The organism is Chryseobacterium mulctrae, assembly GCF_006175945.1.
Lineage (GTDB): Bacteria > Bacteroidota > Bacteroidia > Flavobacteriales > Weeksellaceae > Chryseobacterium > Chryseobacterium mulctrae.
The window spans coordinates 2,474,823-2,501,362 of the sequence record NZ_VAJL01000001.1 but is presented as its reverse complement, the minus strand read 5'-3'; the positions used below and the strand labels follow the sequence as shown (position 1 = coordinate 2,501,362).

Genomic DNA, 26,540 nt, shown 5'->3' with positions numbered 1-26,540 from the left:
TTTTTAAAAATCTTTGAGTTTTAATTTGGTATAATTGTTTTTAAATTCAACTGAAAAATATGTTATTGTTAATATGTATGAATTAATAGGATTTTATCCTATTCTTCGTTAAATCATCCCTTCAGGACTTCTTAAAAATACAAAAGCGAGACTGTAATAATACAATCTCGCTTTTTATCTTAAACTCTTTAATGGTGTTTAAAATTATTTTCCAAGTTTTTTTATTCCCATTTCGTACAAAGCGAAAGAAATTAAATCTGCATTTTCGCTGATCACCTGATCTGTTGCTCTTCCTGCTCCGTGACCTGCATTTTTCTCAATTCTTAATAAAATAGGATTTGCACATTTTTGTTTTTCCTGTAATTCTGCACCAAATTTAAATGAATGCGCCGGAACTACTCTATCGTCGTGATCACTTGTAATAATCATTGTTGACGGATAACAAGTTCCTGCTTTTACGTTATGAACCGGTGAATATGATTTCAAATAATCAAACATTTCTTTGTTGTCTTCGGCAGTTCCGTAATCATAAGACCAACCTGCTCCAGCAGTAAATTTGTTGTATCTCAACATATCTAAAACTCCAACTCCAGGAAAGGCAACTTTAGCCAAATCAGGACGCATCGTCATTGTTGCTCCAACTAACAAACCTCCGTTTGATCTTCCAGAAAGCGCCATATATTCTTTTGAGGTATAACCTTTCGATTGTAAATATTCTCCAGCTGCAATGAAATCTTCAAATACATTTTTCTTCTGCATTTTCGTTCCTGCATCATGCCATTTTTTACCGTATTCACCACCACCACGGATGTTTGGAACGGCGTAAATCCCACCATTTTCCATCCATATTGCATTAACTACTGAGAAAGAAGGCTGCAAACTAACGTTGAAACCACCGTAAGAATAAAGAATTGTAGGATTTTTGCCATTCAGCTTTATTCCTTTTTTATAATTGATCATCATCGGAACTTTGGTTCCATCTTTTGATGTATAAAATACCTGCTCAGAAACATAATCTTCAGGATTAAATTTCACTTTCGGTTTCTGGTAAACTTCAGATTTTCCGGTATCTGCATTGAATTTATAAGTTGTTCCCGGAGTAATATAATTGCTGAAAGAATAATACAATTCTTTTTCTGTTTCTTTACCACCAAAACCACCTACATTTCCTTTTCCTGGCAACGAAATTTCTCTGATTAATTTTCCGGTTTTGTCAAACTGCTTCACCTGATCAATTGCATCGATCATATAAGTAGCAAAGAAATAACCGCCACCTCCGGAAATCCCCAACACATTTTCTGTTTCCGGAATAACGTCTTTCCAGGTTTCAGGAGACGGATTTTGAATGGTCGTTTTTACCAAACGCATATTTGGAGCATCTTTATCAGTAAAAATGAAAAGATTATCACCTTCTGTGTCAACAATATTTACATTGATATCAAAACCTTTGTTGATCTGAACGAAATCACCTCCTTTTTTTAGGTCTTTCACATACAATTCGTTTCCGTTGGTTGCATTCGCTGCAGAAATAATCAGATATCTCTGATCTTCAGAAACTCCTGCTCCCAAATATCTTCTCGGAGTTTTATCCCCACCAAAAATCAGCTGATCAGCAGATTGCTTTGTCCCTAATTTATGAAAATAAACTTTGTGTTTATCAGTCATTCCGGAAAGTACAGTTCCTTCTTTTGGCTTGTCGTAGCTTGAATAGTAGAAACCTTCATCACCCTGCCAAGAAATTCCGCTGAACTTTACATCAACAATTGTTTCATCAATTTGCTTTTTGGTAAGGGCGTCGATAATGATAATTTTATTCCAGTCGCTACCTCCTTCAGAAATAGAGTACGCTGCCAAGTTTCCTTTTTTGTTGAAAGACAAACTGGAAAGCGAAGTCGTTCCTTTATCTGAAAATTTATTAGGATCTAAAAATACTTCTGTGGTTTTTGTCTTATTATTGGTTCTGTACAAAACAGCTTGTGCCTGTAAACCATCGTTTTTATAATAATATGTAAAATCTCCTTCTTTGAAAGGTGCCCCTATTTTTTCGTAGTTCCAAATATCTGTTAACTGCTTTTTAATCTGCTCTCTAAATGGAATTTGTGATAAATATTTTTGGCTATAAGCAACTTCTTCATCTACCCATTTTTTGGTAGGTTCTGAATCATTTTCTAAATCTCTGTACGGATCTGCAACAGCAGTTCCGAAATAAGTATCAGTTTGATTTCCTTTGATCGCTTTAGGATAAGTCATTTTTTGAGCATAAACTGTAGCCGAAAACAAAACTCCGGCTGTTAATAACATAGGTTTAAAATTCATTGTGAAGGATTTTCTCAAAAATACGCAAAGTTGTGGGAATACAAAAGCCTACATTGTGTGACTTTTTTATGAACTTCTAAAGATAATTTGTACAAAGTTTAGAACACAAAAAAGACCTCTAAACAATAGAGGCCTTTCTTAATTATGTATTAGAATTTATAGATCAGGCTTACTTTTTTATTAATCCCAATTCAATTAATCTTTCGTGTAAAAACTCTCCGGCTGTTGTATCTTCATATAACTTTGGATTGTTTTCGTCAACACAGTTTTCTAAAGCATTCAGCGACATTTCGCTTACCGGATGCATAAAGAAAGGAATAGAATATCTTGAAGTTCCCCACAACTCTCTTGGCGGATTTACCACTCTGTGAATGGTAGATTTCAGTTTATTGTTGGTATGTCTCGAAAGCATATCTCCTACATTAATCATCAATTCATCTGGTTGTGCAATCGCATCGATCCATTCTCCTTTGTGATTTTGTACCTGAAGACCTTTTCCCTGAGAACCCATCAAAAGGGTAATTAAGTTGATGTCTCCGTGAGCTGCAGCTCTTACTGCATCATCCGGTTCCTGAGTAATTGGAGGATAGTGAATTGGTCTCAAAATAGAGTTTCCTTCTGCAATTTTATCGTCAAAATAAAATTCATCAAGACCAAGATACAATGCTAAAGCTCTCAAAACATATTTTCCTGTTTTTTCAAGCATCTGGTAAGTTTCTTTACCTACCTCATTAAATTGTGGAAGCTCATCTACGATGACGTTGTCAGGATATTCGCTTTTGTATTTTGAGTCATCCGAAACATATTGTCCGAAATGCCAAAATTCTTTCAAATCACCTTTTTTAAAACCTTTAGCCGTTTCTTTACCAAAACCAACATAACCTCTTTGCCCTCCAATTCCGGGGATCTCATACTTTTGCTTGGTTTCTGTTGGAAGTTCAAAGAAGTTTTTCACTTCTCCATAAAGATTGTCTACGAGTTTGTCATCAAGGAAATGTCCTTTTAAGGCTACAAAACCAATTTCTTCGTAAGCTTTTCCGATTTCATTTACAAATTTCTGTTTGCGTTCCGGGTTGTCCGAAAGGAAATCACGCAGGTCTACACTAGGTATTTTATCCATTTTATAGAAATTTTACGTGGGGCTAATTTACAGATTTTTTGAATTAAATGATTTTAGAATTCATTATTTATAAACTAAATTTGCTTTATGAAATTGCAAAAGGCTCAATTAGTAAATAAATACAAGAAAATTAAAGCGATTGCATTTGACTTAAAAAAACAATAGAAATTTTCAAATGAAAAAATATTCTTCTAAGAGAAGTATTCAGGTACTTGCTAATATTCTTCACCAATACGGAATTTTAGACGTTGTGATATCTCCGGGATCCAGAAATGCCCCTTTGGCGATACATTTTTCAGAGATGGATGATTTCAACTGTTTCAGCATTGTTGATGAAAGAAGTGCAGCTTTTGTTGCTCTCGGAATGGCAATGAGCGAGAAAAAACCTGTTGCAATTACCTGCACAAGTGGTTCTGCAGCAGCAAATTATTATCCTGCAGTTACAGAAGCTTTTTATCAGAATATTCCGTTGTTGATTTTAACGGCAGACCGACCAACAGATTATGTTGATCTTTTTGACGGACAGACAATCAGACAAAATAATCTTTTTCATCAGCATTCTTACGGAGATTTTCAGTTAGTTGAAGACAGCAAAGACGATGCAGAAAGCATCAATTCAGATCTTATAAAAAAGGCAGTCGAGCTTTGTTTTGAAAAACAAGGTCCGGTTCATATCAATATTCCTTTAGAAGAACCTTTGTATGATTTGGTTTCAGAACTTCCAACTTTTCCGGAGGTTGAGAAAACCATTAAAAAGAAAGAATACGAAATTCCTTCCAATTTAGTAGCAGACTGGAATACTTCACAGAGAATTATGATTCTGGTTGGGACAAAAGCTTACAGTCCTGAATTGGAAAACCAACTTACGCAATTGGTTAAAAATCATTCTGTTGTTGTTTTAAGCGAAGCGAATTCAAATTTATATCATGAGAAGTTTTTCAGACATATCGACCGATATATTTTTGCATTTACCGAAGATGATTTTAAAACTTACGCTCCAGATTTATTGATTACCGTTGGGCAAAATGTGGTTTCTAAAAAAGTAAAACAATTTTTAAGAAATGCACATCCGAAACAACATTGGCATTTGGATGAAGTTTGGCAACCCGACACTTATTTTTCTCTGACTCAGAAAATAGAAATAAAGCCTGAGCTATTCTTTTCTAAATTATTAAATTTCATCAACTTAGAACCTAGACCTTATTACAATCTTTGGGATGTTTTAAGAGACAAAAAAGATAAAAAGCATAACGATTTTTTAAACTTAACAGAATTTTCAGATTTCTATTTCTTTAATAAAGCTTCACAGAGCATTCCTGAGAATTACAATATACATTTCAGCAATTCATCAGCAATTCGTTATGCACAGTTATTTGATTTTGGAAAGAGAAAAATGTACTGCAACCGCGGAACAAGCGGAATCGACGGTTCTACTTCCACCGCAATGGGTTTTGCCATCAAGAACAAAAATCCTACCCTATTGATTACAGGAGACTTAAGCTTTTTCTATGACATCAATGGTCTGTGGAACCAATATATCCCACCTTTTACAAGAATTATCATTTTTAATAATGGAGAAGGAAATATTTTTAAAATAATTCCGGGTCCTGGAAATGCCAACTCAAATACCGTAGATGAATTTATTTCTACAAAGCATCATAAAAATGCAGAGTTTATGGCTAAACATTTTGGCTTTTCTTATGTAAAAGTTGAAGATGACGGAACTTTAGACCGCGTTTTTGAGAATTTCTTCAAACCAGATTCGCTTCCTAAAATAATGGAAGTCAACACACAAGGTAAAAATAATGCAGATACGCAGAAAGCTTATTTTAATTTTTTAAAGGAAAGCTAAGAAATACTGAACCATTAAGGAAAGTTAAGCAGTTAAGATAGGTTAAGAAATCTATAGATTTTTTAAGCATGAATTCTTACAGCGAAGCTAAATCTTAATGTTCTAAACTTCTTAAAAAATTTTAATGATAAAAAAAGCAGATTTATTTAATTATAAATCTGCTTTTCTATTTAATCTGCGAGAGAAAAATATTTTAAAGAAATTATTTAAATATCCAAATAATCATCATTCCCAGGAAGATTGGTGATTTTATGAATCGGATAAATAAACATATCATCAAAATCATTCATTGCATTAATCAATTGAAAATGTGAGAATTCCTTGATATTTTGCAAAGTAATTTCGGCTTCTTTTATTTTCTTTTTCTTCAAAAGATATTGTCTTTGCACTCCGTTTAAAAGATAAGTGGATGGCGTAAACCAATCTTTTCCTTTTTGGAATAATATATTTGAAAATGAAGTATCTGTGATGTGATTATTTTTTACGATAATAATTTCCTCAGCTTTAGACTTCATCTTCATTTTTTCAAGCTCTTTGCGGTCTTCAAACTTAAAAGAATAGTCATAACTGTTATTTTCAACCAACTGAAAATCCTGAATTTCAGGAATTGCATAAGGCATCATCATCGTTCTGAATTTTTTATCAAGGTCATAAACAAGTCGCAGTTTGTATAAACCGTCTTCGTCGTGTTGAAGATCTTTAAAAATCTTCTCCAAATCAATAGAACCTTCTTTCCCAAAATGGGCGAAAGTCTCATTCACGCGTTTCTGGTGAAACTCCAACAGGAACAATTCCTGATCTTCTACTTTAATACTTTCAATGAATTGGGACATAAATTTTATTTTTCATTTCCTGATACTCGTCTTCTAGCTTGCTCATGTGTGTAATTCCGCCACCACTTTTGAAATACAGCTGATCGCCTTCTTTATCTATAAAACGAATCATTACACAACTGTCTAAATCTTTTCCATCAAACCAACCGCAAACTCCGGTGTAAAAACCTCTGTCGAAACCCTCCGCTTCAAGGATAATTTCTAACGTTTTAGGTTTTGGTGCTCCTAAAATTGAACCTGCAGGTAAAAGTTTTTTCATGATACTTCCTACTTTTCCTTTAAACTCAGGTTTTAAATTTCCTGAAATTTCAGAACTCATCGCATACAGATCTTTCTGTTTTGTTTTCAGAAAATCAATATACTGGAATTTATCAACTTTCACATCATTTGCAACCATACTTAAATCATTTCTAAGCAAATCGACCACAGTATAATGCTCTGCCTTTTCTTTTTTATCATTCTTCAAAATTTCTGCAGCATTCTCCAAAGAAGCATCAATCGTACCTTTCATCGGATAGGTCTGAATTTTATCATCAACAATCTTTACGAAAGTTTCAGGAGAAAAAAATACGAAAAAATCTTTATATAAAACCTTGTATTTTGCAGAAGAATGATGAAAAATTTCTCCCAGGTTGAGATTTGTTTCAATTCTGGTTTTCCGGGTGTAGTTGGTAAGATAAGAATTTCCCTGACGAATATTTTTCTGAACGTGATCGAAGCCTTTTTTAAAGCTTTCCAGTGATTCGGGAAATGATTTTAATTCTATTTTCTTATCTAAATCTTCCTGTTTTTTCACATTAGAAAAACCTTGAAAATCAATCAATAAACCTTTTTTTTCAATTTCATTCTCTGTGAAGATTTCTACCTGATCAACCAGGAAGTCTATGATAAAGAAAAAGGGAACTTTCTGATGTGAAAGTTCATCCATTTCAATAAATTTTTGATGATTCGCTGAAAACATTCCGCAAAAGTAGTTATTGATGTTTACTTTTGCATAAAATTTTTTCAATGCAGGAGCAATATCCACAAAAACCGGGAATCGATTTTATTTTAAAACAAGCATTTTTTTACTGGAACAAAACGTTGGTTTACCAAATGATTTTTTCGGTTATTTATCTGGCTTTGTTTTCTACGGTTTTCTTATACTTTTCAGGTCGATACGGAATCATGGATCAGCTTTTGGGCGCCATGTCTGATTATATGAAAATAGGACCTGCAGGATTAGAAGCGTACAAAAATAATGTTTCCGCAATCATGATCAGTAAAGGTTTCCAAAACTTTTATCTTGGCTTGGTAGGAACTCTGATTTTTCTTTATCCGTTAAATTTAGGATTTTTTCAAATCTTTAGAAAAATTGATCTTAAAGAAAATGTTGAATTAAGAGATTTGTTTGCCGGATACAACGGTCTGAATTTCTTCAGATATGCAAGTTATTATATATTCTGGTATTTCTTGTACAGCTTTATTGCTCAAACCCTTATTCTTCCTGTTGTTTGGGTAATGATAACATTGTTTGTGGCTCCATTAATGTTTTTTCAGAACAAAACTATTTTTGAAGGAATTGCATTAAACTGGAAAGCTTTAAAAATGTATTTTATCGAAATATTAGTTTGTACAATGGTCGCTGTTTTATTTAAATACATCGGTTTCGGGATCTTTTTGATCGGTGGATTATTCACTTTCCCATTTTGGAATGCGATGATTTATTCATTGTATACAACTATTTTTACCGAGAAAGTCTGATTTTGAAAAATGTGTGATGTTTTTGTTCTCAAAAAAAATTAAATTTGAGAAACATTAAAAACAAACACCATGTCCGAATTTAACGAATTTGATCAGCAAGGCTCTGTACCTGAAAGAAATACCGGATCTATTATTTCTCATGCTTTCGAAATGTATAAAGGCGTTTTTCTTTATGCTTTGGTAACGATGATTGTTTATGTTATTGCAGATTCTATTATACAATCTATGACAGGATTAAAATGGTATTCCAATTACAGCAGTTTCAGAGACTTTGACGAAGACAATTACAGAAATATTTTGATAAACAGACCAGGGAGTTCTCTTTATTTTTCATTTTCGGGTTTACTGACTATTCTTTTGTCGCCTCTTTTTGTTGGTTTAATCTATATTACAAATAAATTCAACACAAAAGCTTCAATCGAGTTTTCCGATTTATTTATTGGTTACCGTCAAAATCTAGGAAATATTTTATTGTACAGCTTGATTACCAACATTATTTTATGGATTTCTATCGCCATGTGCTTTATTCCTGTATTTTTTGTTTATCCGTTGTTTCTTTTAGGCTACCCTATTTTATTGTTTGAAAATGCTAATGCGATGGATGCTATTTCAAAAACGTATAATATTGCCAAAGAAAATTACAGCATTTTTTTAGGAACTTCTTTTTTAGGAATAATAATTAGCGCCGCCGGAATCATTTTATGCTGTATTGGTCTAATTTTTACATTACCATTTATTTATATCGCAATGTATTCTATTTATTGCGCATATTTGGGAAAACCACGACAAATAACATATAATAAATGATACCACAAAATAAAGACAAACAAATCAGCAGCACAGCGATAAAACAAGTTTCTTTGCTTGCAATTATTTTGGTTTTAGCAGGTTTAATCTGTTTTAATCTTGCGCTTTTTATCCCTTCAGTTTTGGGAGCCATAACGATTTATGTCGTCTGCAGAAAATATAATTTTTACCTGCAGGAAGAACGAAAATGGAAACCGTGGGCTTCTGCCTTGGTTCTCATGTTGGCAAGTTTAATTATTATTATTCTTCCGGTATATTTTATTGCCGATTTATTGATTGAAAAGCTTGGAAATGCACAAGCTTATATGGATAAGTTTAATGTGTTTGTCGAAAAAATTCACTCTTTTATTTATAAAAAAACCAGCTTTGACATCATGAGTAAAGAGAACATGGTTAAGCTGAAAGAATTTGCCGGAAAATATTCCACATCAGCATTAAGCGGAACATTTAATACTTTGACGGTAGTAATGTCGATGTATTTTATTCTTTACTTCATGTTTGAAAAGCCAAGATTCTTCGAAAGAATTTTAGCTTCAGCAGCTCCCTTGAAAAGATCTAATGTCTCTTTGATCGGCGAAAAAATGCGTAAACTGATTATGGCAAATGCAATCGGTCTCCCTGTTGTTGCTTTGGGACAGGGAATAATCGCATTGATTGGTTATTTTATCTTTGGTGCACCAAGTCCTATTTTGTTATTTGCATTAACCGCAGCGGCATCAATGATTCCGGTTGTGGGAGCGGCAATTATTTATGTTCCGATTTGTATTTTTATGATTGCAGAAGGTCAAACCGGGCCGGGAATCGGTCTTGCTCTTTATTGTGTAATTGTTGTGGGATTAACAGATAACGTGCTTCGTTTTACTTTGCTTAAAAAACTGGAAGATATTCACCCTTTAAATACCGTTTTCGGAATTATCATGGGAATGAATCTTTTTGGATTTATGGGATTGATTTTCGGGCCTATTTTAGTGTCGTTCACACTCCTTCTTATTCAGGTGTACAGAAATGAATTTTCTGATGATGAAACTCCTGAACTTCAACTTTCAGAGAAAGACAAAAACGAAGATTTAGAAAATAAAATTGATTTAATAATTTAAAAAAATGGAGCAAGGAATAAATCCTGAAATTTTACAGGAAATATGTGTGGTAAAAATGCCTTTCGGAAAATATAAAGACACTATTTTAGCTGATCTTCCGATAAGTTATCTGGAATGGTTTCAGCGCCAAGGAATGCCCCCCGGAAAACTGGGAATGCAACTTTCTACGATTTACGAAATAAAACTAAATGGTTTGATGGATTTGCTTACGCCTCTTCGTGGTGGAAAAGTGAGTTATGAAAAACCTAAAACTAAGATTTATAAGTTTTAAATATTTTATAAAAGTTTTGGCGGCACCAAAGGTGCCGCCGAAACTTTTATTTATGTAAAGATTAAATTATTTAGGCTCCCACAATTCAACTTTATTTCCTTCCAAATCGAGAATGTGAACGAATTTCCCAAAATCGTAAACTTCAACTTCATCAAGAATAGTTACACCCTCTTTTTTTAATTCTTCAACTAAAGCTTCTAAATTTTCAACGGTATAATTAATCATAAACTCTCTTTTCGAAGGTTCAAAATACTCAGTTGTTTCTTTAGTCGGGCTCCATGTAAGGGAACCTTTTGCGTCAGAATCAGACATTTCTTTCCAGTCAAATGTTGCTCCGTAATCGTTAGTATAAATTCCAAGATGGGTTTTATACCATTCTTTCATTTTGATTGGATCTTTACATTTGAAGAAAATTCCTCCAATTCCTGTTACTCTTTTCATTGTATCGTTTTAGTTTATTTAAATGATCATCCTTTCAAAGCTACAATTTCGTCTCTCAGTTTTGCAGCTTTTATAAAATCAAGATTTTTTGCGGCAGCTTCCATTTCTTTTTGCTTTTGAGCGATTATTTTTTCAATATCCTCAGTAGCATAGGTAGCTTTTACTTCGGCAACTTTTTGGGTAATTTCCTTTTGAGTATATTTTTCGTCAGGGAAATCTTTACTTCTTCCGACAAGATTTTCAGATATTTTTTTGTTTAATGCGGTCGGAACTTTTCCATGCTCTTCATTGTACTGCATTTGTTTTGCACGACGATATTCGGTTTCATCTAAAGCTGCCTGCATCGATTTGGTAATTTTATCGGCATACATAATAGCTCTCCCATTTACATTTCTCGCAGCACGACCAACGGTTTGAATCATCGACCTTCTACTTCTCAACATTCCTTCTTTATCAGCATCTAAAATGGCAACCAATGAAACTTCAGGTAAATCAAGACCTTCTCTCAATAAATTGACTCCAATTAAAACATCAAAAACACCGAGACGCAGATCCTGCATGATCTGAATACGCTCTAAAGTTTCAACATCAGAGTGAATATACCTCGTTCTGATTCCGAATTTTGTGAAATATTTTGTGAGCTCTTCCGCCATTTTTTTAGTTAAAGTAGTCACTAAAACTCTTTCATCAATTTCAGCACGTTTATTTATTTCTTCCATTAAATCATCGATCTGATTTAACGATGGTCTTACTTCAATAATTGGGTCTAAAAGTCCTGTAGGACGGATGATCTGCTCAATATATTCACCACCGGTTTTCTCTAATTCATAGTCTGCCGGAGTTGCCGAAACATAAATGACTTGGTTTTGAATCGCTTCAAATTCTTCAAACTTTAAAGGTCTGTTATCCATCGCTGCAGGAAGTCGGAAACCATATTCCACCAAGGCTTCTTTACGGCTTCTGTCACCGCCATACATCGCATGAACCTGCGGAACCGTAACGTGGCTTTCATCAATTACCATTAAGAAATCTTTTGGAAAATAATCTAAAAGGCAGAAAGGACGAGATCCCGGAAGTCTTCCGTCAAGATAACGCGAATAATTTTCAATTCCTGAGCAATAACCAAGCTCTTTGATCATTTCAAGGTCTAATTCTGTTCTTTCCTGCAGTCTTTTTGATTCTAAAGGCTTTCCGATTTCTGCAAAAAAGTCGACCTGTTTTACCATATCATCCTGAATGTTTTTTATCGCACCATTCAAGGTTTCTTTTGTGGTTACAAAAAGATTGGCAGGATAGATCTGGATCTGATCAAAATTAGAAGTTACATTTCCGGAAACAGGATCAAAGCTTTGAATTTTTTCAATTTCATCGCCAAAAAACTGAATTCTTATTCCGTTATCTGCATACGCAGGAAATACATCAATTACATCTCCTTTTACACGAAACGTCCCACGCTGAAAATCAGCCAATGTTCTAGAGTACAACGCATTAACTAAAGAATGAAGCAATGCTGTTCGCGTTGTTTTTTCACCAATCTCAAGAGAAATTAATGATTTATGAAATTCAGCAGGGTTCCCAACACCATAAATACATGATACTGAGGCAACGATCAAAATATCTCTTCTTCCAGAAAGCAAACTTGCAATCGCAGAAAGACGCAATTTTTCTACCTCTTCATTGATGCTTAAGTCTTTTTCTATATAAGTTCCTGAGCTTGCAATATAAGCTTCGGGTTGATAGTAATCATAGTAACTCACGAAATATTCAACCGCATTTTCGGGATAGAATTCTTTAAATTCCATAAAAAGCTGAGCCGCCAAAGTTTTGTTATGCGCCAAAACCAAAGTCGGTTTCTGAACGTTATTCACAACATTGGCAACAGTAAATGTTTTTCCGGAACCCGTTACCCCAAGCAAAGTTTGATATTTTTCGCCGATCTCTATTCCGGCAGTCAATTTTTCAATTGCTTTAGGCTGATCTCCTGTAGGTTGATATTCTGATTGTAGATTGAATTTCATACTTCAAATTTAGGAAATAAAAAAATGCGGAGAAGAAGAGTGCGATCATAAATTGTAATTTCTCATTTGAAGATTTTCATTAAAAAATTATATAATAAAAAACCGCAAAGCATTAAACTTTACGGTTGAAATTGATATAGCTGAAAACGCTATTATATTTATTGTGCTTCTTGATAAACTTCAAAATTCATAGCGATAGGCATTTTATACTGAAATGCTACAGGTTTACCATCTTTTGTAGCAGGCTTCCAAGTTACATTGTCATTTGCCAGTTTTGTGACTCTATATATCTCATTGTTGATTTTTTCATTTTCACCAGATATTTTAATATCTCTTACCTTCCCGTTTTGATCAACAACAAAAGTTACAATAGATTTTACCATCCCTTCATTGCCCTTCATTACAGCGCTATTAAAACTTGTCTGAATCAAATCTCTTAATTTATTGGATCCTCCAGGGTATTCTGCCTGAATAAGATTAGCTGCTGTACCTTCAACAGCTTTAGAAATATCTTGTACTGTATTTTTTTCTAACCTGTTATCTGTATTTCTTTTAATAGGAATGGTATCTTTTCCTTTAATGAAAGCCTTTGCTTTAAAACCCATAAATATTTTTTCTTTTTCATTGCGGTAATCCTGAAAATACTGATTAGTCATTAAATTGACTTGATAAGGTTCCGGATTTTTTTTACTTATTGCATTAGGATATCTTTTACTTACAGACTCATGTGAGAAATCTTCCGGTTTATATTTTTTAAGATCCTGGTTATTGGTTTTCTTACCGTCAATCCACAAACCATATTTTTTTGAGTTCATAAAATCATCGAGTTGTTTTTGACTTACATTCACTTTTTCAGATTTTTTTACATCAAAAAAATATAAAGGCGTTTCATCTCTCTGCTCTTTTGTAAGTTGAAAATAAAGTTCTTTAAGTTTAGCACGATCCGACAAACTAATTACTTTATCAAACTCAGCATACTTTTTTTGCTCGACAAGATTGCCGTATTTTTTTATAATTCGGTTATATTCTGAAAAAGGATCGTTTGAAAACATATCAGAAACTACATTTTCTTTTTCCTGATTTAGGTTTTCAGTATTTTCTTTTGCGTATGTTTTTTCTGCGAAAATTATCGCTAAAACAGCAAATGCGGGAACAGCAAGATAGTTTTTCACTTTGGCAAATTTTGAATTTTTGGTGTTCATCATAATAAATCTTTTTTTGGTGTTATTAAAATTAAATTGATGGATTAAAGGAAGATTCTGTTGTTTTAAAATTTCCTGCAGAATGAGCTCCTGATAACTTTTTATGTTTTTATTCTTACTAATTACACTTTCGTCAGCAATAAACTCATGATTATCGACCATCGCTTTTTTATAGAAATAGATAAAAGGATTGATCCAGAAAACAGCTTTTAAAACTTCTACAAAAAGAATGTCTAAAGAATGTTTTTGTTTCACATGAATTTCTTCGTGTAGAAAAACAGAGTCTTCAATTTTAGAATCTTTAAAATAAGTTTCTGAAAGATAAATGGTACTCCAAAAACTGAAAGGAGCTAGGTCTTGCTTCAGAAGAAAAACAGTTCTGTTTTGATACTTAATTTTTCTTCCTTTTAATTTTTTAATCTTTATAATAGAATATCCAATTTTTAAAATTAAAATCCCTGAAACGATACAATAGCCAATTAAAAGAGCTTTTGTATAATCGAAACTTTCCTGTGGTGTCACAATTTGTGCTTCTATAGGTTGTTCATTTCCTTCTACAAAAACGGTTGCAGGAATTTCTTTTACAGCCTCTTTTGTTTCTATCGTCGCAAATGGAATACATAATGAAAATAGCAAAGCTGCAATCAGATAAAACCTATTGAATGTAAAAGTTTTTTCTTTCGCTAAAAACAAATGATACAAACCGAGTAAAATTCCCGAACACAGAATTATTTTTAAAACGATTAACATAATTATTATTTTATCTGTTGATCAATAATATCCCGAAGTTCTTTCAATTGTTTCTGTGACAGTTTAGAATTGGATGTAAAAAACGAAGCAAACTGCGTTACTGAACTGTTGAAAAAACGGTCAATCATAGAAGTCATTTCATCATTGAAATATTCTCCTTTTGCCACTTTTGGAAAGTATTCACGAGAGTTTCCAAAAAGTTTGAAGCCTACCAAATCTTTATTCTGCATTCTTTTAAGCACTGTTGCAACGGTAGTTGTTGCCGGTTTAGGATCAGGATATGATTCTAAAATATCTTTCAAAAATGCTTTTTCTTTTTCCCAAAGAATATCCATCAATATTTTTTCGGAGTTTGTGAGTTTTATTTCATTCATATTCTACAAAATTAAATCTTACTCTACAAATGTAGAATAAATTTTTAATTGTGCAACTTTTTTATGGCATTATTTTTCCTTTCATTTCAGAAATCAATCTAAATTTTAAATATGAAAAAACTTCTCTTACCCATTCTACTGGCTTCAGCAACCACAATCGTTTCTTGTCAGGGAAAAGGAAAACCAAGCGAACCTTCTGCAAAAGATGAAAAAGCCAATACCAATTACAAGCCCGCTTTTGAAGGGCAAACCCGCATTACTCCTGTAAAAACTACAACCCCTTATAATGTAGAAGTTCTAACTAAGGATTTAGGCAGACCATGGGGAATCATCAATTTACCTGACGGAAGATTCTTAATTACAGAAAAAACAGGCTTCATGAATGTTGTTTCAACTGATGGAAAACAAATTTCTAAAATTGAAGGATTCCCGAAGGTCGACGCAAAAGGACAAGGCGGAATGCTCGATGTTGCGCTTGATCCTGATTTTAAATCCAATAATATTATTTATTTCTGCTATTCTGAACCTTATGAAAGCGGAAATCATACTGCCGTTGCAAAAGGAAAACTTTCATCTGATTTAAAAAATATTTCTGACGTAAAAGTCATTTTCCGTGCAACTCCAACGTATGATGGTGATAAACATTACGGAAGCCGATTGGTTTTTGATAAAGACGGAAATCTTTTTGTGAGCACGGGTGAAAGATCAGATAAAGAAACTCGTGTTTATGCTCAAAAAACCGATAATTATTTAGGAAAAATTTTAAAAATAACCAAGGATGGAAAACCTGCTCCGGGAAATCCTTTTATCGGTAAAACCGGATACAAACCTGAAATTTATGCGTTCGGAATCAGAAGCCCGCAAGGTTTGGCTTTAGATGAAAAAGGTCAGCTTTGGGATATTGAAATGGGACCAAGAGGCGGAGATGAAATTAATTTAATTCAACCCGGAAAAAATTACGGTTGGGGTGATGTAACGTATGGAATTGAATATTCCGGAGAGAAAATAAACAACGGAACCACCCAAAAAGAAGGAACTGAGCAGCCTGTTTATTATTGGGATCCTGTAGTTTCACCAAGCGGTGTTACTTTCTACACCGGAAATATTGATGAATGGAAAAACAATTTATTCATCGCCTGTCTGAGCGGTCAACACATCAACAGGATTGTTTTAAAAGACAATAAAGTGGTTGGTGAAGAACGTCTTCTTTTAGATCAAAAAGAAAGATTCAGAGACGTTTTGAACGGTTCTGACGGAAATCTTTACGGAGTTACTGACAGCGGAAAACTGTATAAAATCTCTAAGAAATAAATTTAAAAAGGGAAAGTCCCAAAGGGACGATTTAACAAAGGATAGGATAAAATCCTATCAAAAAAATATTATCAAACATAGTTTGGGCGCAAAATCTTCGATTTTGCGCCCAAACTTTTATCAATTATTATAAAGAATTTAAGCTTCTTCCAAATGCACCGTAAAGTGTCTTAAAATTTCAGGTTCCCAAGTAATATTATACCCTTTTGAGATTTCATTTCTTCTTTCATATACATTTTTCACCGCAGCTGCGATATAATCCATATGATTATTAGTGTACGTTCTTCTAGGAATTGCCAAACGAACCAATTCTAATTTTGGGTAACGGTTTTCTCTCGTTTCAGGATCTCTGTCTGCTAATAAAGTTCCGATTTCCACCGTTCTGATTCCTGCTTCTTTGTAGATCTCAAGACCTAAAGTCTGCGCCGGATATTCTGCACGAGAAACGTTTGGTAAGAAATTTAATGAATCAATGAAAACAGCATGTCCGCCAATCGGTTTCTGTACAGGAATTCCGTATTCAATTAATTTGTTTCCAAGATATTCAACCTGAGAAATTCTGCTTTCCAAATAAGCAAATTCTGTTGCCTCATCAAGACCAACTGCCAAAGCAGCCATATCTCTTCCCGCCATTCCACCATAAGTAATGAAACCTTCATAAATAATTGTAAAGTTTGATGCTTTTCTGAAAACCTCTTCATTATTTAAAGCAATAAATCCTCCGATGTTTACCAAACCGTCTTTTTTAGAGCTCATCGTCATTCCTTCTCCGTAAGAGAACATTTCTTTACAGATATCTTTAATGCTTCTGTTTTCCTGACCCGCTTCTCTTTTTTTGATGAAGTAAGCATTTTCAGCAAATCTTGCAGAGTCAAAAAATACAGGAATTCCATATTTATCTGAAAGAGCTTTTACCGCTTTCATATTTTCAAGAGAAACAGGCTGTCCTCCTGAAGAATTACACGTAATGGTAACCAAACAGAAAGGAATCTGCTCTTTTGGATGAGACTGATAAACTGCTTCTAATTTTTCAAGATTGATATTTCCTTTGAAAGGATGAAGATCATTAATATCAAAAGCTTCATCAATTGTACAGTCAATTGCATGTGCCTTTCTGATTTCGATATGCCCTTTTGTAGTATCAAAATGCGAGTTTCCAGGAACTACATCTCCGTCTTTTACCAAAACTGAGAACAGAACGTTTTCAGCAGCTCTTCCTTGGTGCGTAGGTAATAAATATTTAAACCCTGTAATACTTTGTACAGTATTGTGTAATTGTTCGAACGAACGAGATCCGGCATAACTTTCGTCTCCCGTCATTAAAGCTCCCCATTGTCTGTCTGACATCGCTCCGGTTCCGGAATCTGTCAAAAGATCGATATAAACCTGCGAAGATCTTAGATTAAATAAATTGAACTTAGCATCTTTCAGCCATTTTTCTCTTTCTTCTCTTGTAGATTGACGGATTTCTTCCACCATTTTAATACGAAACGGTTCTGCGTATGGTAATTCCATGTGATATATTTTTTAGATTTATTAAAGAAAAATTTGTTTGAAACTAATTTCAAAACATCAGATGTATTTTTTGATACTGTTTTAATTTTAAATAGTAAGAAAATCAATGGTTTAAGATTGATTAAGAAAACATCAAAGATGTTCTTATAAAATACAATGCTTAAATATTCTTATTAAACCAAACAGTTTTTAAAGTGAGTAAAAGAAATCTACTCAGGAGCTTTAAATATATTTTCATCTGAATGAAAACCTGCTACACCGCCGCTTACCGCAAATTTCATTGCCGTAGCTGCAGACATTCCTACAACAGGTTTGATATTTTTTTCTTCAGTCACAATCACCCAACCAGAAATTGCATAAGAATGCGGAAGGTAAACTGCTACAAAATTGTGCTTGTGTACATCAGCCATTTCTCTTTGAGTAAGAAACCCTATTCTCCAGATTTCTGGATTTTCGTTGGTTTTTACCCAAACCGGATCGCTAAATTTCTTCTTATCCCCTACAAACGAAGACATCACATCTTTGGTAGGCGAATAAATATGTTTAATACCAGGAGTTTTTTCTAAAAGTCTGTCCACCGCATCTACAAAAAATCTTCCGACAACAAATTTGTTTCCTAAATAGCCCAACAAAGCAGTAATCAGCAAAGTAGAAACAAAAACCAACCCCGGAATTTCACTTGCAACAGACGGAATGATATTGTCAATCGACGTTATCACATACCAGATTACAAAAATGGTCAATCCGATAGGACCAATAATTAACAATCCCTGAAAGAAGTTTTTCAGAAAAAAATTAGTCAGGTTTTCAAAAGTCGGCTTTTTCAATTTGCTTTTATCCGTGTATAGTTTCTTTGTTTCCGTAAGATTTTATAATGCCTGCTTCATATTCCAGCCATTCTTCCCATCTTTTATTTACTTTTTCAGGGTCACCAAGCTGTCTTGCAAAACCGATAAATGTGGTATAATGATTGGCTTCAGAAATCATTAACTCTTTATAGAAAGTTTTTAGTTCTTCGTCTTTTATATTTTCTGTTAAAACTTTAAATCTTTCGCAGCTTCTCGCTTCAATCATTGCTGCAAAAAGCATTTTATCTACAATTAAAGTATCTCTGTGACCTCCTTTTTGGATAAAATTGACCAATTCGTTGACATAATCATCTTTTCTTGTACGTCCAAAAGTGTAGCCTCGTTTTGTGATAATCTCCAGAACCTGTCCGAAATGTTCCAGTTCTTCCTGAGCAATTGCCAAAAGTTCTTTTACAATATCCGGGCGTTCCGGAAGCATTGTGATCAATCCGATCGCATTGGTAGCGGCTTTTTGTTCGCACCACGCATGATCTGTTAAAATTTCTTGAATGTTATCCTCCGCAATATTTGCCCACCTTGGATCGGTAGGAAGTTTCAACTTAAACATAATTTAAAAATTTCTGTAAATTTAAAATAAATTGCGATAAGAATTATTGTTTTGTTTCAAATTCGATAGCAGATTTAGTTTTGAGCAGCCGTTTTCTTTCTTAAAAACTCCAAAATCTTCCAGCCAAAATCATCAAATTTCTTTAAACCAGCCGCAATGATAAACGCTAAGGCAACATTTATGACGTAAATAATGACCATTAAAATCCACCAAGGCATCAATTCTTTCATCGGAACAACGAGAAAATAAACCAACGATGAGCTGATTCCCTGACCGAAATAAAAGAAAATCGCATTTTTACCAATATAAGTGACGAAATTTTCTTTGGTGATCTTTAACCTGTTGTACAAAACAAACAAAGTCGTCAATGAAAATAGGGTCCAGATAATGTATGGCGTTTGCGGTGGAAACTTTTGCTTGTTGATTTTAAAAAATATTTCGTTTCCGAAGTACCAAAACATCCAAACCAAAGCCATTGCAACCAATCCGTAAAGAACAGGAATCATTTTTGTTGGAATTTTTTTACCCCTCATTCGGTTTCCAACAAGGAAAACCGTCATATAAAAAGCAACATACCCTACTTGTCCGCTCGGATAAATTTCCGGGAAAATATTAAACAATAAAGTTAAAGCAACACAAATTCCGATAAACCAATTGACGTGTTTTGGGAAAAATTTTAAAATTAAAACTCCGAAAACCGTTAAAATAAAGTAAACCTTAAGATACCAAAAGCTTCCCATCACTACCGGAAAAGTATCTGCATTTCTGTATTCGTGAAGATACCAATTTCCTAAATTCTGCCATTGCGGAGCTGTAGAAATACTCGTTGCTGAATATTTTGAGCCAAATGTAGAATAGAAGCTCTGTAGCCATTCGAGCGAAAAGAAGGTGAGCCCGAATATTTTAAAGAAATAATCTAAAAAGAACAGTAAAGTCACAAAGATCATGTACGTTATCTGCAATTTTAGTAAACGGTAAAGCGTTTTCTCAATATTATTCCCTGAAGTGATCCCGCTTAAAGCATAAAAAATCGCAACATCAAAAACCAAAGAAAACACTCGGATCTCCGGAATAATGTAAAACTGTCCCGACCAAAATGCAGTGTGAATAAATATAATGGAAAGCGTGGCTAAACCTTTCGCAAAATCAATGTAGAGATCTCTGTTCATCTAAATGTGGAATATTTTCCAAAAGTACAAATAAAACAGAAGCAATTTAATTTCTATATTTAGAGAATCAATCACAAAAATATGAAGTTTATATACAGTCTTATTTTGGCAATATTTGCCGTTCTCAATTTATCGGCTCAGGGAAATCGTTTTATTTATGAATATCAATTTAGAATTGATTCCACAAAAACAGACAGCCTGAAAAAAGAGTTTGTGAATCTTGATATTTTCCCGACCCAATCTTACTTTTATGGACAGGCAAAATTTGCAAGTGATTCTATCACCAACAATTCCATCATTGAACAAAGAAAGTCTACACCGAATAGTTTGAGTTATTCTTCCACCACAGAAGAGTGGAATATTTCTTATTTAATAGAAAAGTCATATCCGAGTTTTAAAACTACTTGGTTTACAAATATTGAGCAAACCAATATGATCGTAGAGGAAACTCCTGTGATAAAATGGCAGATTCTTCCAGAAACACAAAAAATTGAAAACTACAATTGTCAGAAAGCGACTGCAAATTTTGGCGGAAGAATCTGGGAAGCCTGGTTTTCTAAAGATCTGCCTTTTCCGGATGGTCCGTACAAGTTTCACGGTTTGCCAGGTTTGATTGTGAAATTAGAAGATAAAACCAAATCGCATCAGTTTTTATTAAAAGGAAGTAAAAAACTGAAAGCTGAAGACCATTCCTGGGATTATATTTCAGCATTGGAAAAAGAAGCTAAACATGAATTTGAGGGAGTAAAAGTAAATCCGGCTCAATACAAAAAGTTATTTATGACTTATAAAAATGATCCTGCAAAAGATATTAAACTAGACTTGGCTAATCCTAATAATTCTATGACTGTAACTACAGGAAATGGCAAAAAAATAACCAATAATGCAGAAATTATTAAATTCTTTGAAGAATCTATGGCTAAAAAATATAAATCAATTAATAATCAGCTGGAAATAAATCTACACAGAAAGTAGAAAATTTCTCAAAATCATATTGTTACTAAAAAAATAATCAGTACATTTGCACCTCGAATTAACTAAAATTTATAGACAATGTTTGCAATTGTAGAAATAGCAGGGCTTCAATACAAAGTTGAGCAAGACCAGAAGTTGTTTGTGAACCGTTTGAAAGGAGATAAAGGAGGAAAAGTATCTTTCGATAAAATCTTACTTACTGTAAACGGAGCAATCACTGTAGGCGCCCCAGCTGTAAGCGGTATCACTGTAGAGGCAGAGATCCTTGATCACGTAAAAGCTGATAAAGTAATCATCTTCAAAAAGAAAAGAAGAAAAGGTTATGAAGTTAAAAACGGTCACAGACAATCTTTAACTCAAATCAAAATCACTGGTATTACAGGATTTGAAGGAAAAAAAGCAGAGAAGCCTGCTAAAAAAACAACTAAAAAAGCTGACGCTGCTGAAAGCGCAGAATAATTGTTAAACCAAAAAACCTTAGAATAAAATGGCACACAAGAAAGGAGTTGGTAGTTCCAAAAACGGTAGAGAATCTCATTCTAAAAGATTAGGTGTGAAGATTTTCGGTGGACAAGACGCTATTGCTGGTAACATTATTATCAGACAAAGAGGTACTCAACATCACCCAGGTGAAAATGTTGGTATGGGTAAAGATCACACTTTGCACGCTCTTGTTGACGGTAAAGTAGTTTTCAGAAAGAAAGCAAACAACAGATCATACGTATCTATTGAGCCGAACGCATAATTAAATTAGCGTTTTATAAAAATAAAATCCTCAACATTTTTTGTTGAGGATTTTTTGTATTCTTATTTTTTAATAAATTTTTGAGAATTTAATGCTCCATCGGAGGTTTTGCTTTGAATAATATAAGTTCCTGCAGGCAACTGTTGTATTGAAATTTTTGCCTCAGTACTATCATTATTATGATGATTAACTTGTTTTCCAGCCAAATCAAATATTGAAATTTCTGAAATCCTTTTATCAGATTTGATATTAATAAAATCAGACGCAGGATTCGGATAGACTTTCAATGCACTCTTCTGCTTATCAGACTCGGAAGTTGACAGCGTTTCGCTTTTTACTAAAACATCATCAACGGTAATTGATCGCCCATACCAAGCTACACCCTCTAATGCAATTTGGTAAGTTGCTGACGGCGAAGGTAATGTTAATGTACCAGAACTTGTCCAATCGCTGATGTTGCTGTTGAAAGTTGTGATTAAGGTCCAAGCTCCAGTAGTAGAAGTTCTGTAATAAACTTTAAGTACATTTTGATCACTACCCCAAGCCTTGTTTCGATAATAGAATTCTAGGGTAGGATTACTTACAGAAGACAAATTTAAAACAGGGCTTACAAACTTTGTTACGTTACTTCCATTAAATCCTGTTATGTCAAACTGCGCCATAAGACTTCCCTGATACGCACCCGTTGTATAACCAGTATACGCAGTGGCAACAATACTCCATTCTTTTGTTCCCGATTCGTAAATTTTTGTCCATTCTGCCACCGTTGGAGAGCTGGTTTCAAAAGTTTCCGTCCACGGAAATGTTGTCACTTGTGCATTAAGAGATACTCCTAATAACACAAAAGGTAGAAATAATTTTTTCATAATAATCTATTTGAATTCATAACAAATATATAATTTCAAAACTAAAAAAAACAATTATCGAAAACAAATGTGAAAATATTTGATAAATACAAAATTACACAATTCAATTAAAACTCATAAAAACCCCTGAGCAAAAAGCTTTACTCAGGGTTAATTATTATTTTTCATCCTTTAAAATATATTACATTTAAGGATTGGTCATATTTATTTTTTGATAAATTTAGAAGTAGCCACTTGTCCGTCTGAATATTTAATAGTCAAAAAGTACATTCCTGATTTTAAATCCCGTACCAAAACTTGATTAGAATTTTGTATTCCTGTTTTTATATTTTTTCCCGATACATCAGATACTGTGAATTCAGTAATTTTTAATTTGGTTTTTATATTCAGAACATCACTTACAGGATTAGGAAAAATAGAAAGCTCTGAAGATTTTGCATCAACATCCGAAACGCTCAAATTAGCAGAATTGACTTTCAAATTATCTACATCCAAACCATATCCGTATTTCGCCACTCCCTCTAAAGCAATCTGATAAGTTGCAGAAGGACTCGGAAGAGTTATTTCTCCAGAATTTGTCCACGTAGCAACATTAGTATTAAATGTTGTAATTAAAGTCCAGGTACCGGTAGCTGAAGTTCTGTAATATATTTTTAGTTCATTTTGATCCGAGCCCCAAACCATATTTCGATAATAAAAATCCAATTTGGGATTAGAAACTCCGGATAGATTCATTACCGGACTGATAAATCGCGCTAAACCATCCCTTGAATGCGATCTCGTATCAAAAACAGCCATTTTAGAGCCTTGATAAGGGCCGGAAGAACCAAAATAACCCACGCTGGTTGTTGCTTTTATACTCCAAAATAATCCATTTGGAACAGAACTATTTGTCCCTGAAATATATTCACAGACCCACTGTGAAGAAGTGCTAGAAGTGTCTTCGAAAGTTTCCGTCCAGGGAAAGCTGCTAATCTGCGCATTGCTTAAAAAAGATGCAAAAGATAAAAGTAGTAGAGTTTTTTTCATGAAATCATTTTTTTTAAATTATCAACTAATTTACAAAATTTCATGAAATAAACATTTATAACAATATAATTATCAAAAAAAATACAATTATATTTTAAAATCCGAACTGAAAACCTGCTTTAATTCCAAACTTAGAAACATCATGCCTGTCAAGATAGTTCCCCCTCCAGTTGAAGTCTACACGGAAGATTCTGATATTTCCAAAGCCAATATTTTCAATACCAAATCCGTATTCATAATACACCTGCTGATCCGGAGCAGAATATTTTAAATTATCTACATTAATGTTTTTTGACGCGTCACTCAAAGATCCGTAAGCACCTCTGATGAATGCCACTTCTCTTAACTTCAGTTTCTTAATTAAAGGGATGAAAGAAAGTATTTTACCGTTAAAATGATGTTCTATATGAAGTGTAGAATACGTATCTGCAACAAATTCATAATAATTTAACTGAGCAAATGTATTCGGAACAATTCCATACGACTGGTTTCCTGGAATGATATTCTGCAATGCTAAAGGAACAGTATCAAAGTTTTTCCCAGCTTCAAAATTCAGCAATGTTTTTCCCCAACTACCCAAAAGAATAGGCTTGTAAAACATAAACTGCAATTTGTTATAATTAAAATCAGCATTAAACAAACCTTCAATACCTCTCGTGTATTTTAAAACAATGGTCGGAGCCAAAGTTCCATGCTCATATCGGTCAACTCCGGTTTGAGAAAAAGTAGCTCCCGGTCTTGCTATTAAACTGATTGTGACATGCGAATCATTGGTGGTTTTTCTTAAATCACCATTTCTGAAATACATCAAGCTAAAACCTGAAGGATTGGCAGATTTAATACTTTGCATCGTTCCGTCAACTCTTACCTGAAAGTTTTTCCAAGGTTCAATAGAAGTGAAAAAACTCGTTTGGTTTACCGAACTTAAAGAAGCATTTTCTCCTCTCGCAAAAACTGTTGAAGAAGCAAATGAACGTGATAAAATTCCGTCTTCAGTTGTTAACTGTACTCCAAGTTGCGTAATGTCTCTTTTTGTTCCTCCTCCAATCATAAAACGATTGACCCTATTGAACATATATCGACCCTCTACTCCATATTTGAATTGCTGATCTTTAAAACCATAGGCATTGTAAAACTCAATTCTCCAAGGATCATTTTGCGTAAAATACGTTCTTGCTCCTAATCTTATTCTATCACCTTCCACTTCATTCTTCCCGTAAATAGATGTTATAGGACCCAAATCAATCCCTTTGGTAACATTATAATATCGAGAAGCAAGCGTTTCTGTAAGTTTAATAATTCTATTGAATTTTGGAGTCTGCTGTAATCGATCAAGCATTTCGTAAACCCCTTTTTCTTCTTTAGATAAAGAATCCGGTCTTGCATTCACCCAAAAAGCATCGTCCTTATCTACAAATCGATCGTCATATTCTTCTTTTTTTCTTGTGAAAACAGTATCAGATAACGGTTTATTAAAATCATAATCAGAATAGTCTACAGATCTTTTGGCAATAATGCTTTTTGCAGTCTTCTTTTTAGAAAAAGGAGTCATTTCAATTTCAGTGACATATTTTTTAGGCAAAAATGTTTCATCATCAGGATTATCATATTCCAATTCCGTAGAAATGGCGTTGATGAAATTGACATTTATTTTATTTGTTGATTTTAAAGTAGCTTCCAAAACCGCATAAGAATCGGTATCAATATAAAGATATCCCTGAAAAGCTAAAACCTCAGTTCTTCTGGGCTGATAACGTATTTTATATGCTTGTTCTCCTCTAATAGAAACCGTATCTGTCAAATTATAATCATACGTGCTAAAACCGTCAGTACCTACAGGACTAGGAAATCCTATATCGAAATAATTTAAAGTGTTATCATAAATATTGATGTCACGGTAAAGATTTTTAGCTGTAATTGCAATTACCTGATTATCCTGAAAACCAGAAGTTTTCTGAGCAACTAAAAGCTTTTTAGTTTTTTTATTAGGTTTGTTTTGTCCGAAATGATTGTAAATAGATTCATTTAAGAAGATTGGTAATGCCATTTTTCCTCTTGCGGTAGAATCGGCATAATCAAAGATAAAATCTAACTTATTGAAGATCTTCTTGTGCATAAATACACTGTCAAGATTATTGGCATCAAACTGAATCTTTTCGTATTCTTTGTATGTATAAGTATCAAACTTATCAAGACCGTTATTTCTCTTACGCTTCCAGACTTCCTGCATAATTCGATATGCCGGATTTTCTTTTTTATTTTTAAATTTCGTTTTCTCATTGTGAATAACAACTTCTTCAATGCTGCTTACTTTTTCAGAAGAAAGCTTTATTATAAGATTATTGCTATTATCCGGAGTAATTTCTACACTTTCTAAAGCATAGTTTTTTTTCTGAAACTTCAGTTTATAAATAATACTATCAGATTTCACACTGAAGCTTCCGGAAGTAGTTGTAAGAACTGGCGTGTTGCTATCATTAATAAAAACTTCAACAGCGCTAATCTCTTTGCTGGTTTTAGCGTCTACAATCTTCCCGCTTGCCGAGTTTTGGGCATGAAAAAGACTGGCTATAAAAAGGGATATGTAAAGGAAACCGTATTTAAATTGATTGGTTGACATCATTCGTATCTTCGAGCAATTAGCTAAACAAAAACTATGCTGTTTTATTATTAAATTTTAAAAGTTTTTT

23 protein-coding genes and 1 pseudogene are annotated in these 26,540 nt (G+C 33.6%); 9 read left to right on the top strand and 15 right to left on the bottom strand.

The window, feature by feature from the left end; translation table 11 throughout:
• Positions 1-204: 204 nt before the first annotated feature.
• Together FDY99_RS11440 and FDY99_RS11435 are read right to left on the bottom strand one after the other, a co-directional pair.
• On the bottom strand, positions 205-2,316 hold the full coding sequence (locus FDY99_RS11440) for a prolyl oligopeptidase family serine peptidase (protein ID WP_074230424.1): 2,112 nt from the start codon (positions 2,314-2,316) through the stop codon (positions 205-207).
• A gap of 169 nt (positions 2,317-2,485) precedes the next feature.
• Positions 2,486-3,436, bottom strand: a complete 951-nt coding sequence (locus FDY99_RS11435; protein ID WP_102978746.1) for an isopenicillin N synthase family dioxygenase — start codon at positions 3,434-3,436, stop codon at positions 2,486-2,488.
• Between the two features lie 175 nt (positions 3,437-3,611).
• Between FDY99_RS11435 and menD the strand changes: the two genes are divergently transcribed.
• Positions 3,612-5,288, top strand: a complete 1,677-nt coding sequence (menD, locus tag FDY99_RS11430; protein ID WP_139421566.1) for a 2-succinyl-5-enolpyruvyl-6-hydroxy-3-cyclohexene-1-carboxylic-acid synthase — start codon at positions 3,612-3,614, stop codon at positions 5,286-5,288.
• A 206-nt stretch (positions 5,289-5,494) separates the two neighbouring features.
• Here menD and FDY99_RS11425 read toward each other — a convergent pair whose 3' ends face one another.
• On the bottom strand, positions 5,495-6,121 hold the full coding sequence (locus FDY99_RS11425; protein ID WP_074230427.1) for an aminotransferase class IV: 627 nt from the start codon (positions 6,119-6,121) through the stop codon (positions 5,495-5,497).
• Complete coding sequence (locus FDY99_RS11420) at positions 6,105-7,082, bottom strand: aminodeoxychorismate synthase component I (protein ID WP_139423806.1); 978 nt, start codon at positions 7,080-7,082, stop codon at positions 6,105-6,107. The genes FDY99_RS11425 and FDY99_RS11420 overlap by 17 nt, the downstream gene beginning before the upstream one ends.
• A 47-nt stretch (positions 7,083-7,129) precedes the next feature.
• On the opposite strand from FDY99_RS11420, the gene FDY99_RS11415 reads away from it, so the two are divergent.
• The 4 genes from FDY99_RS11415 (at position 7,130) to FDY99_RS11400 (ending at position 10,039) form a co-directional block, all read left to right on the top strand.
• A complete protein-coding gene (locus tag FDY99_RS11415; RefSeq protein ID WP_139421564.1) occupies positions 7,130-7,864 on the top strand; it encodes a hypothetical protein in 735 nt (244 codons plus the stop codon).
• Positions 7,865-7,933: 69 nt separating this feature from the next.
• The gene (locus FDY99_RS11410) at positions 7,934-8,671 is read left to right on the top strand and encodes a beta-carotene 15,15'-monooxygenase (protein ID WP_139421562.1); all 738 of its coding nucleotides are present in this window, start codon (positions 7,934-7,936) and stop codon (positions 8,669-8,671) included.
• Complete coding sequence (locus tag FDY99_RS11405) at positions 8,668-9,768, top strand: AI-2E family transporter (RefSeq protein WP_139421560.1); 1,101 nt, start codon at positions 8,668-8,670, stop codon at positions 9,766-9,768. The genes FDY99_RS11410 and FDY99_RS11405 overlap by 4 nt, the downstream gene beginning before the upstream one ends.
• Before the next feature lie 16 nt (positions 9,769-9,784).
• Entirely contained in the window at positions 9,785-10,039 is a 255-nt protein-coding gene (locus FDY99_RS11400) for a DUF3820 family protein (protein ID WP_115950005.1), read from the top strand.
• A 66-nt stretch (positions 10,040-10,105) separates the two neighbouring features.
• On the opposite strand, the gene FDY99_RS11395 is transcribed toward FDY99_RS11400, so the two are convergent.
• From FDY99_RS11395 to FDY99_RS11380, 4 genes are all read right to left on the bottom strand, one after another.
• The gene (locus FDY99_RS11395; RefSeq protein ID WP_139421558.1) at positions 10,106-10,480 is read right to left on the bottom strand and encodes a VOC family protein; all 375 of its coding nucleotides are present in this window, start codon (positions 10,478-10,480) and stop codon (positions 10,106-10,108) included.
• A gap of 26 nt (positions 10,481-10,506) precedes the next feature.
• Complete coding sequence (gene uvrB, locus FDY99_RS11390) at positions 10,507-12,498, bottom strand: excinuclease ABC subunit UvrB (protein WP_139421557.1); 1,992 nt, start codon at positions 12,496-12,498, stop codon at positions 10,507-10,509.
• Positions 12,499-12,656: 158 nt separating this feature from the next.
• Positions 12,657-14,450, bottom strand: a complete 1,794-nt coding sequence (locus FDY99_RS11385) for a M56 family metallopeptidase (protein ID WP_139421555.1) — start codon at positions 14,448-14,450, stop codon at positions 12,657-12,659.
• A 5-nt stretch (positions 14,451-14,455) separates the two neighbouring features.
• Positions 14,456-14,824, bottom strand: a complete 369-nt coding sequence (locus FDY99_RS11380) for a BlaI/MecI/CopY family transcriptional regulator (protein WP_102978754.1) — start codon at positions 14,822-14,824, stop codon at positions 14,456-14,458.
• A gap of 111 nt (positions 14,825-14,935) precedes the next feature.
• Here FDY99_RS11380 and FDY99_RS11375 point away from each other — a divergent pair, with 111 nt between their 5' ends.
• The gene (locus FDY99_RS11375; protein ID WP_139421553.1) at positions 14,936-16,135 is read left to right on the top strand and encodes a PQQ-dependent sugar dehydrogenase; all 1,200 of its coding nucleotides are present in this window, start codon (positions 14,936-14,938) and stop codon (positions 16,133-16,135) included.
• 138 nt (positions 16,136-16,273) lie between these two features.
• Here the strand turns inward: FDY99_RS11375 and FDY99_RS11370 are convergent, their stop codons facing one another.
• From FDY99_RS11370 to FDY99_RS11355, 4 genes are all read right to left on the bottom strand, one after another.
• Positions 16,274-17,650, bottom strand: coding sequence for a tryptophanase (locus FDY99_RS11370; RefSeq protein WP_139421551.1), 1,377 nt, complete (start codon positions 17,648-17,650; stop codon positions 16,274-16,276).
• Positions 17,651-17,859: 209 nt separating this feature from the next.
• A complete protein-coding gene (locus FDY99_RS11365) occupies positions 17,860-18,477 on the bottom strand; it encodes a DUF502 domain-containing protein (RefSeq protein ID WP_066675318.1) in 618 nt (205 codons plus the stop codon).
• Between the two features lie 7 nt (positions 18,478-18,484).
• On the bottom strand, positions 18,485-19,066 hold the full coding sequence (miaE, locus tag FDY99_RS11360; RefSeq protein ID WP_066675320.1) for a tRNA-(ms[2]io[6]A)-hydroxylase: 582 nt from the start codon (positions 19,064-19,066) through the stop codon (positions 18,485-18,487).
• A 74-nt stretch (positions 19,067-19,140) separates the two neighbouring features.
• Positions 19,141-20,235 carry an acyltransferase family protein gene (locus FDY99_RS11355; protein ID WP_139421549.1) on the bottom strand — a complete coding sequence of 365 codons (1,095 nt, stop codon included), beginning with the start codon at positions 20,233-20,235 and terminating at the stop codon, positions 19,141-19,143.
• 81 nt (positions 20,236-20,316) lie between these two features.
• On the opposite strand from FDY99_RS11355, the gene FDY99_RS11350 reads away from it, so the two are divergent.
• From FDY99_RS11350 to rpmA, 3 genes and pseudogenes are all read left to right on the top strand, one after another.
• On the top strand, positions 20,317-21,210 hold the full coding sequence (locus FDY99_RS11350; RefSeq protein WP_139421548.1) for a GLPGLI family protein: 894 nt from the start codon (positions 20,317-20,319) through the stop codon (positions 21,208-21,210).
• Between the two features lie 78 nt (positions 21,211-21,288).
• Positions 21,289-21,666: pseudogene (rplU, locus tag FDY99_RS11345) on the top strand (50S ribosomal protein L21); the annotation flags it as partial.
• A gap of 31 nt (positions 21,667-21,697) precedes the next feature.
• A complete protein-coding gene (rpmA, locus tag FDY99_RS11340) occupies positions 21,698-21,955 on the top strand; it encodes a 50S ribosomal protein L27 (RefSeq protein WP_034677604.1) in 258 nt (85 codons plus the stop codon).
• Between the two features lie 62 nt (positions 21,956-22,017).
• On the opposite strand, the gene FDY99_RS11335 is transcribed toward rpmA, so the two are convergent.
• The 3 genes from FDY99_RS11335 to FDY99_RS11325 form a co-directional block, all read right to left on the bottom strand.
• The gene (locus FDY99_RS11335) at positions 22,018-22,821 is read right to left on the bottom strand and encodes a T9SS type A sorting domain-containing protein (RefSeq protein WP_139421546.1); all 804 of its coding nucleotides are present in this window, start codon (positions 22,819-22,821) and stop codon (positions 22,018-22,020) included.
• 204 nt (positions 22,822-23,025) lie between these two features.
• A complete protein-coding gene (locus tag FDY99_RS11330; protein ID WP_139421544.1) occupies positions 23,026-23,850 on the bottom strand; it encodes a T9SS type A sorting domain-containing protein in 825 nt (274 codons plus the stop codon).
• A 94-nt stretch (positions 23,851-23,944) separates the two neighbouring features.
• Positions 23,945-26,473, bottom strand: coding sequence for a DUF5686 family protein (locus FDY99_RS11325; protein ID WP_228448780.1), 2,529 nt, complete (start codon positions 26,471-26,473; stop codon positions 23,945-23,947).
• Between the last annotated feature and the right edge of the window lie 67 nt (positions 26,474-26,540).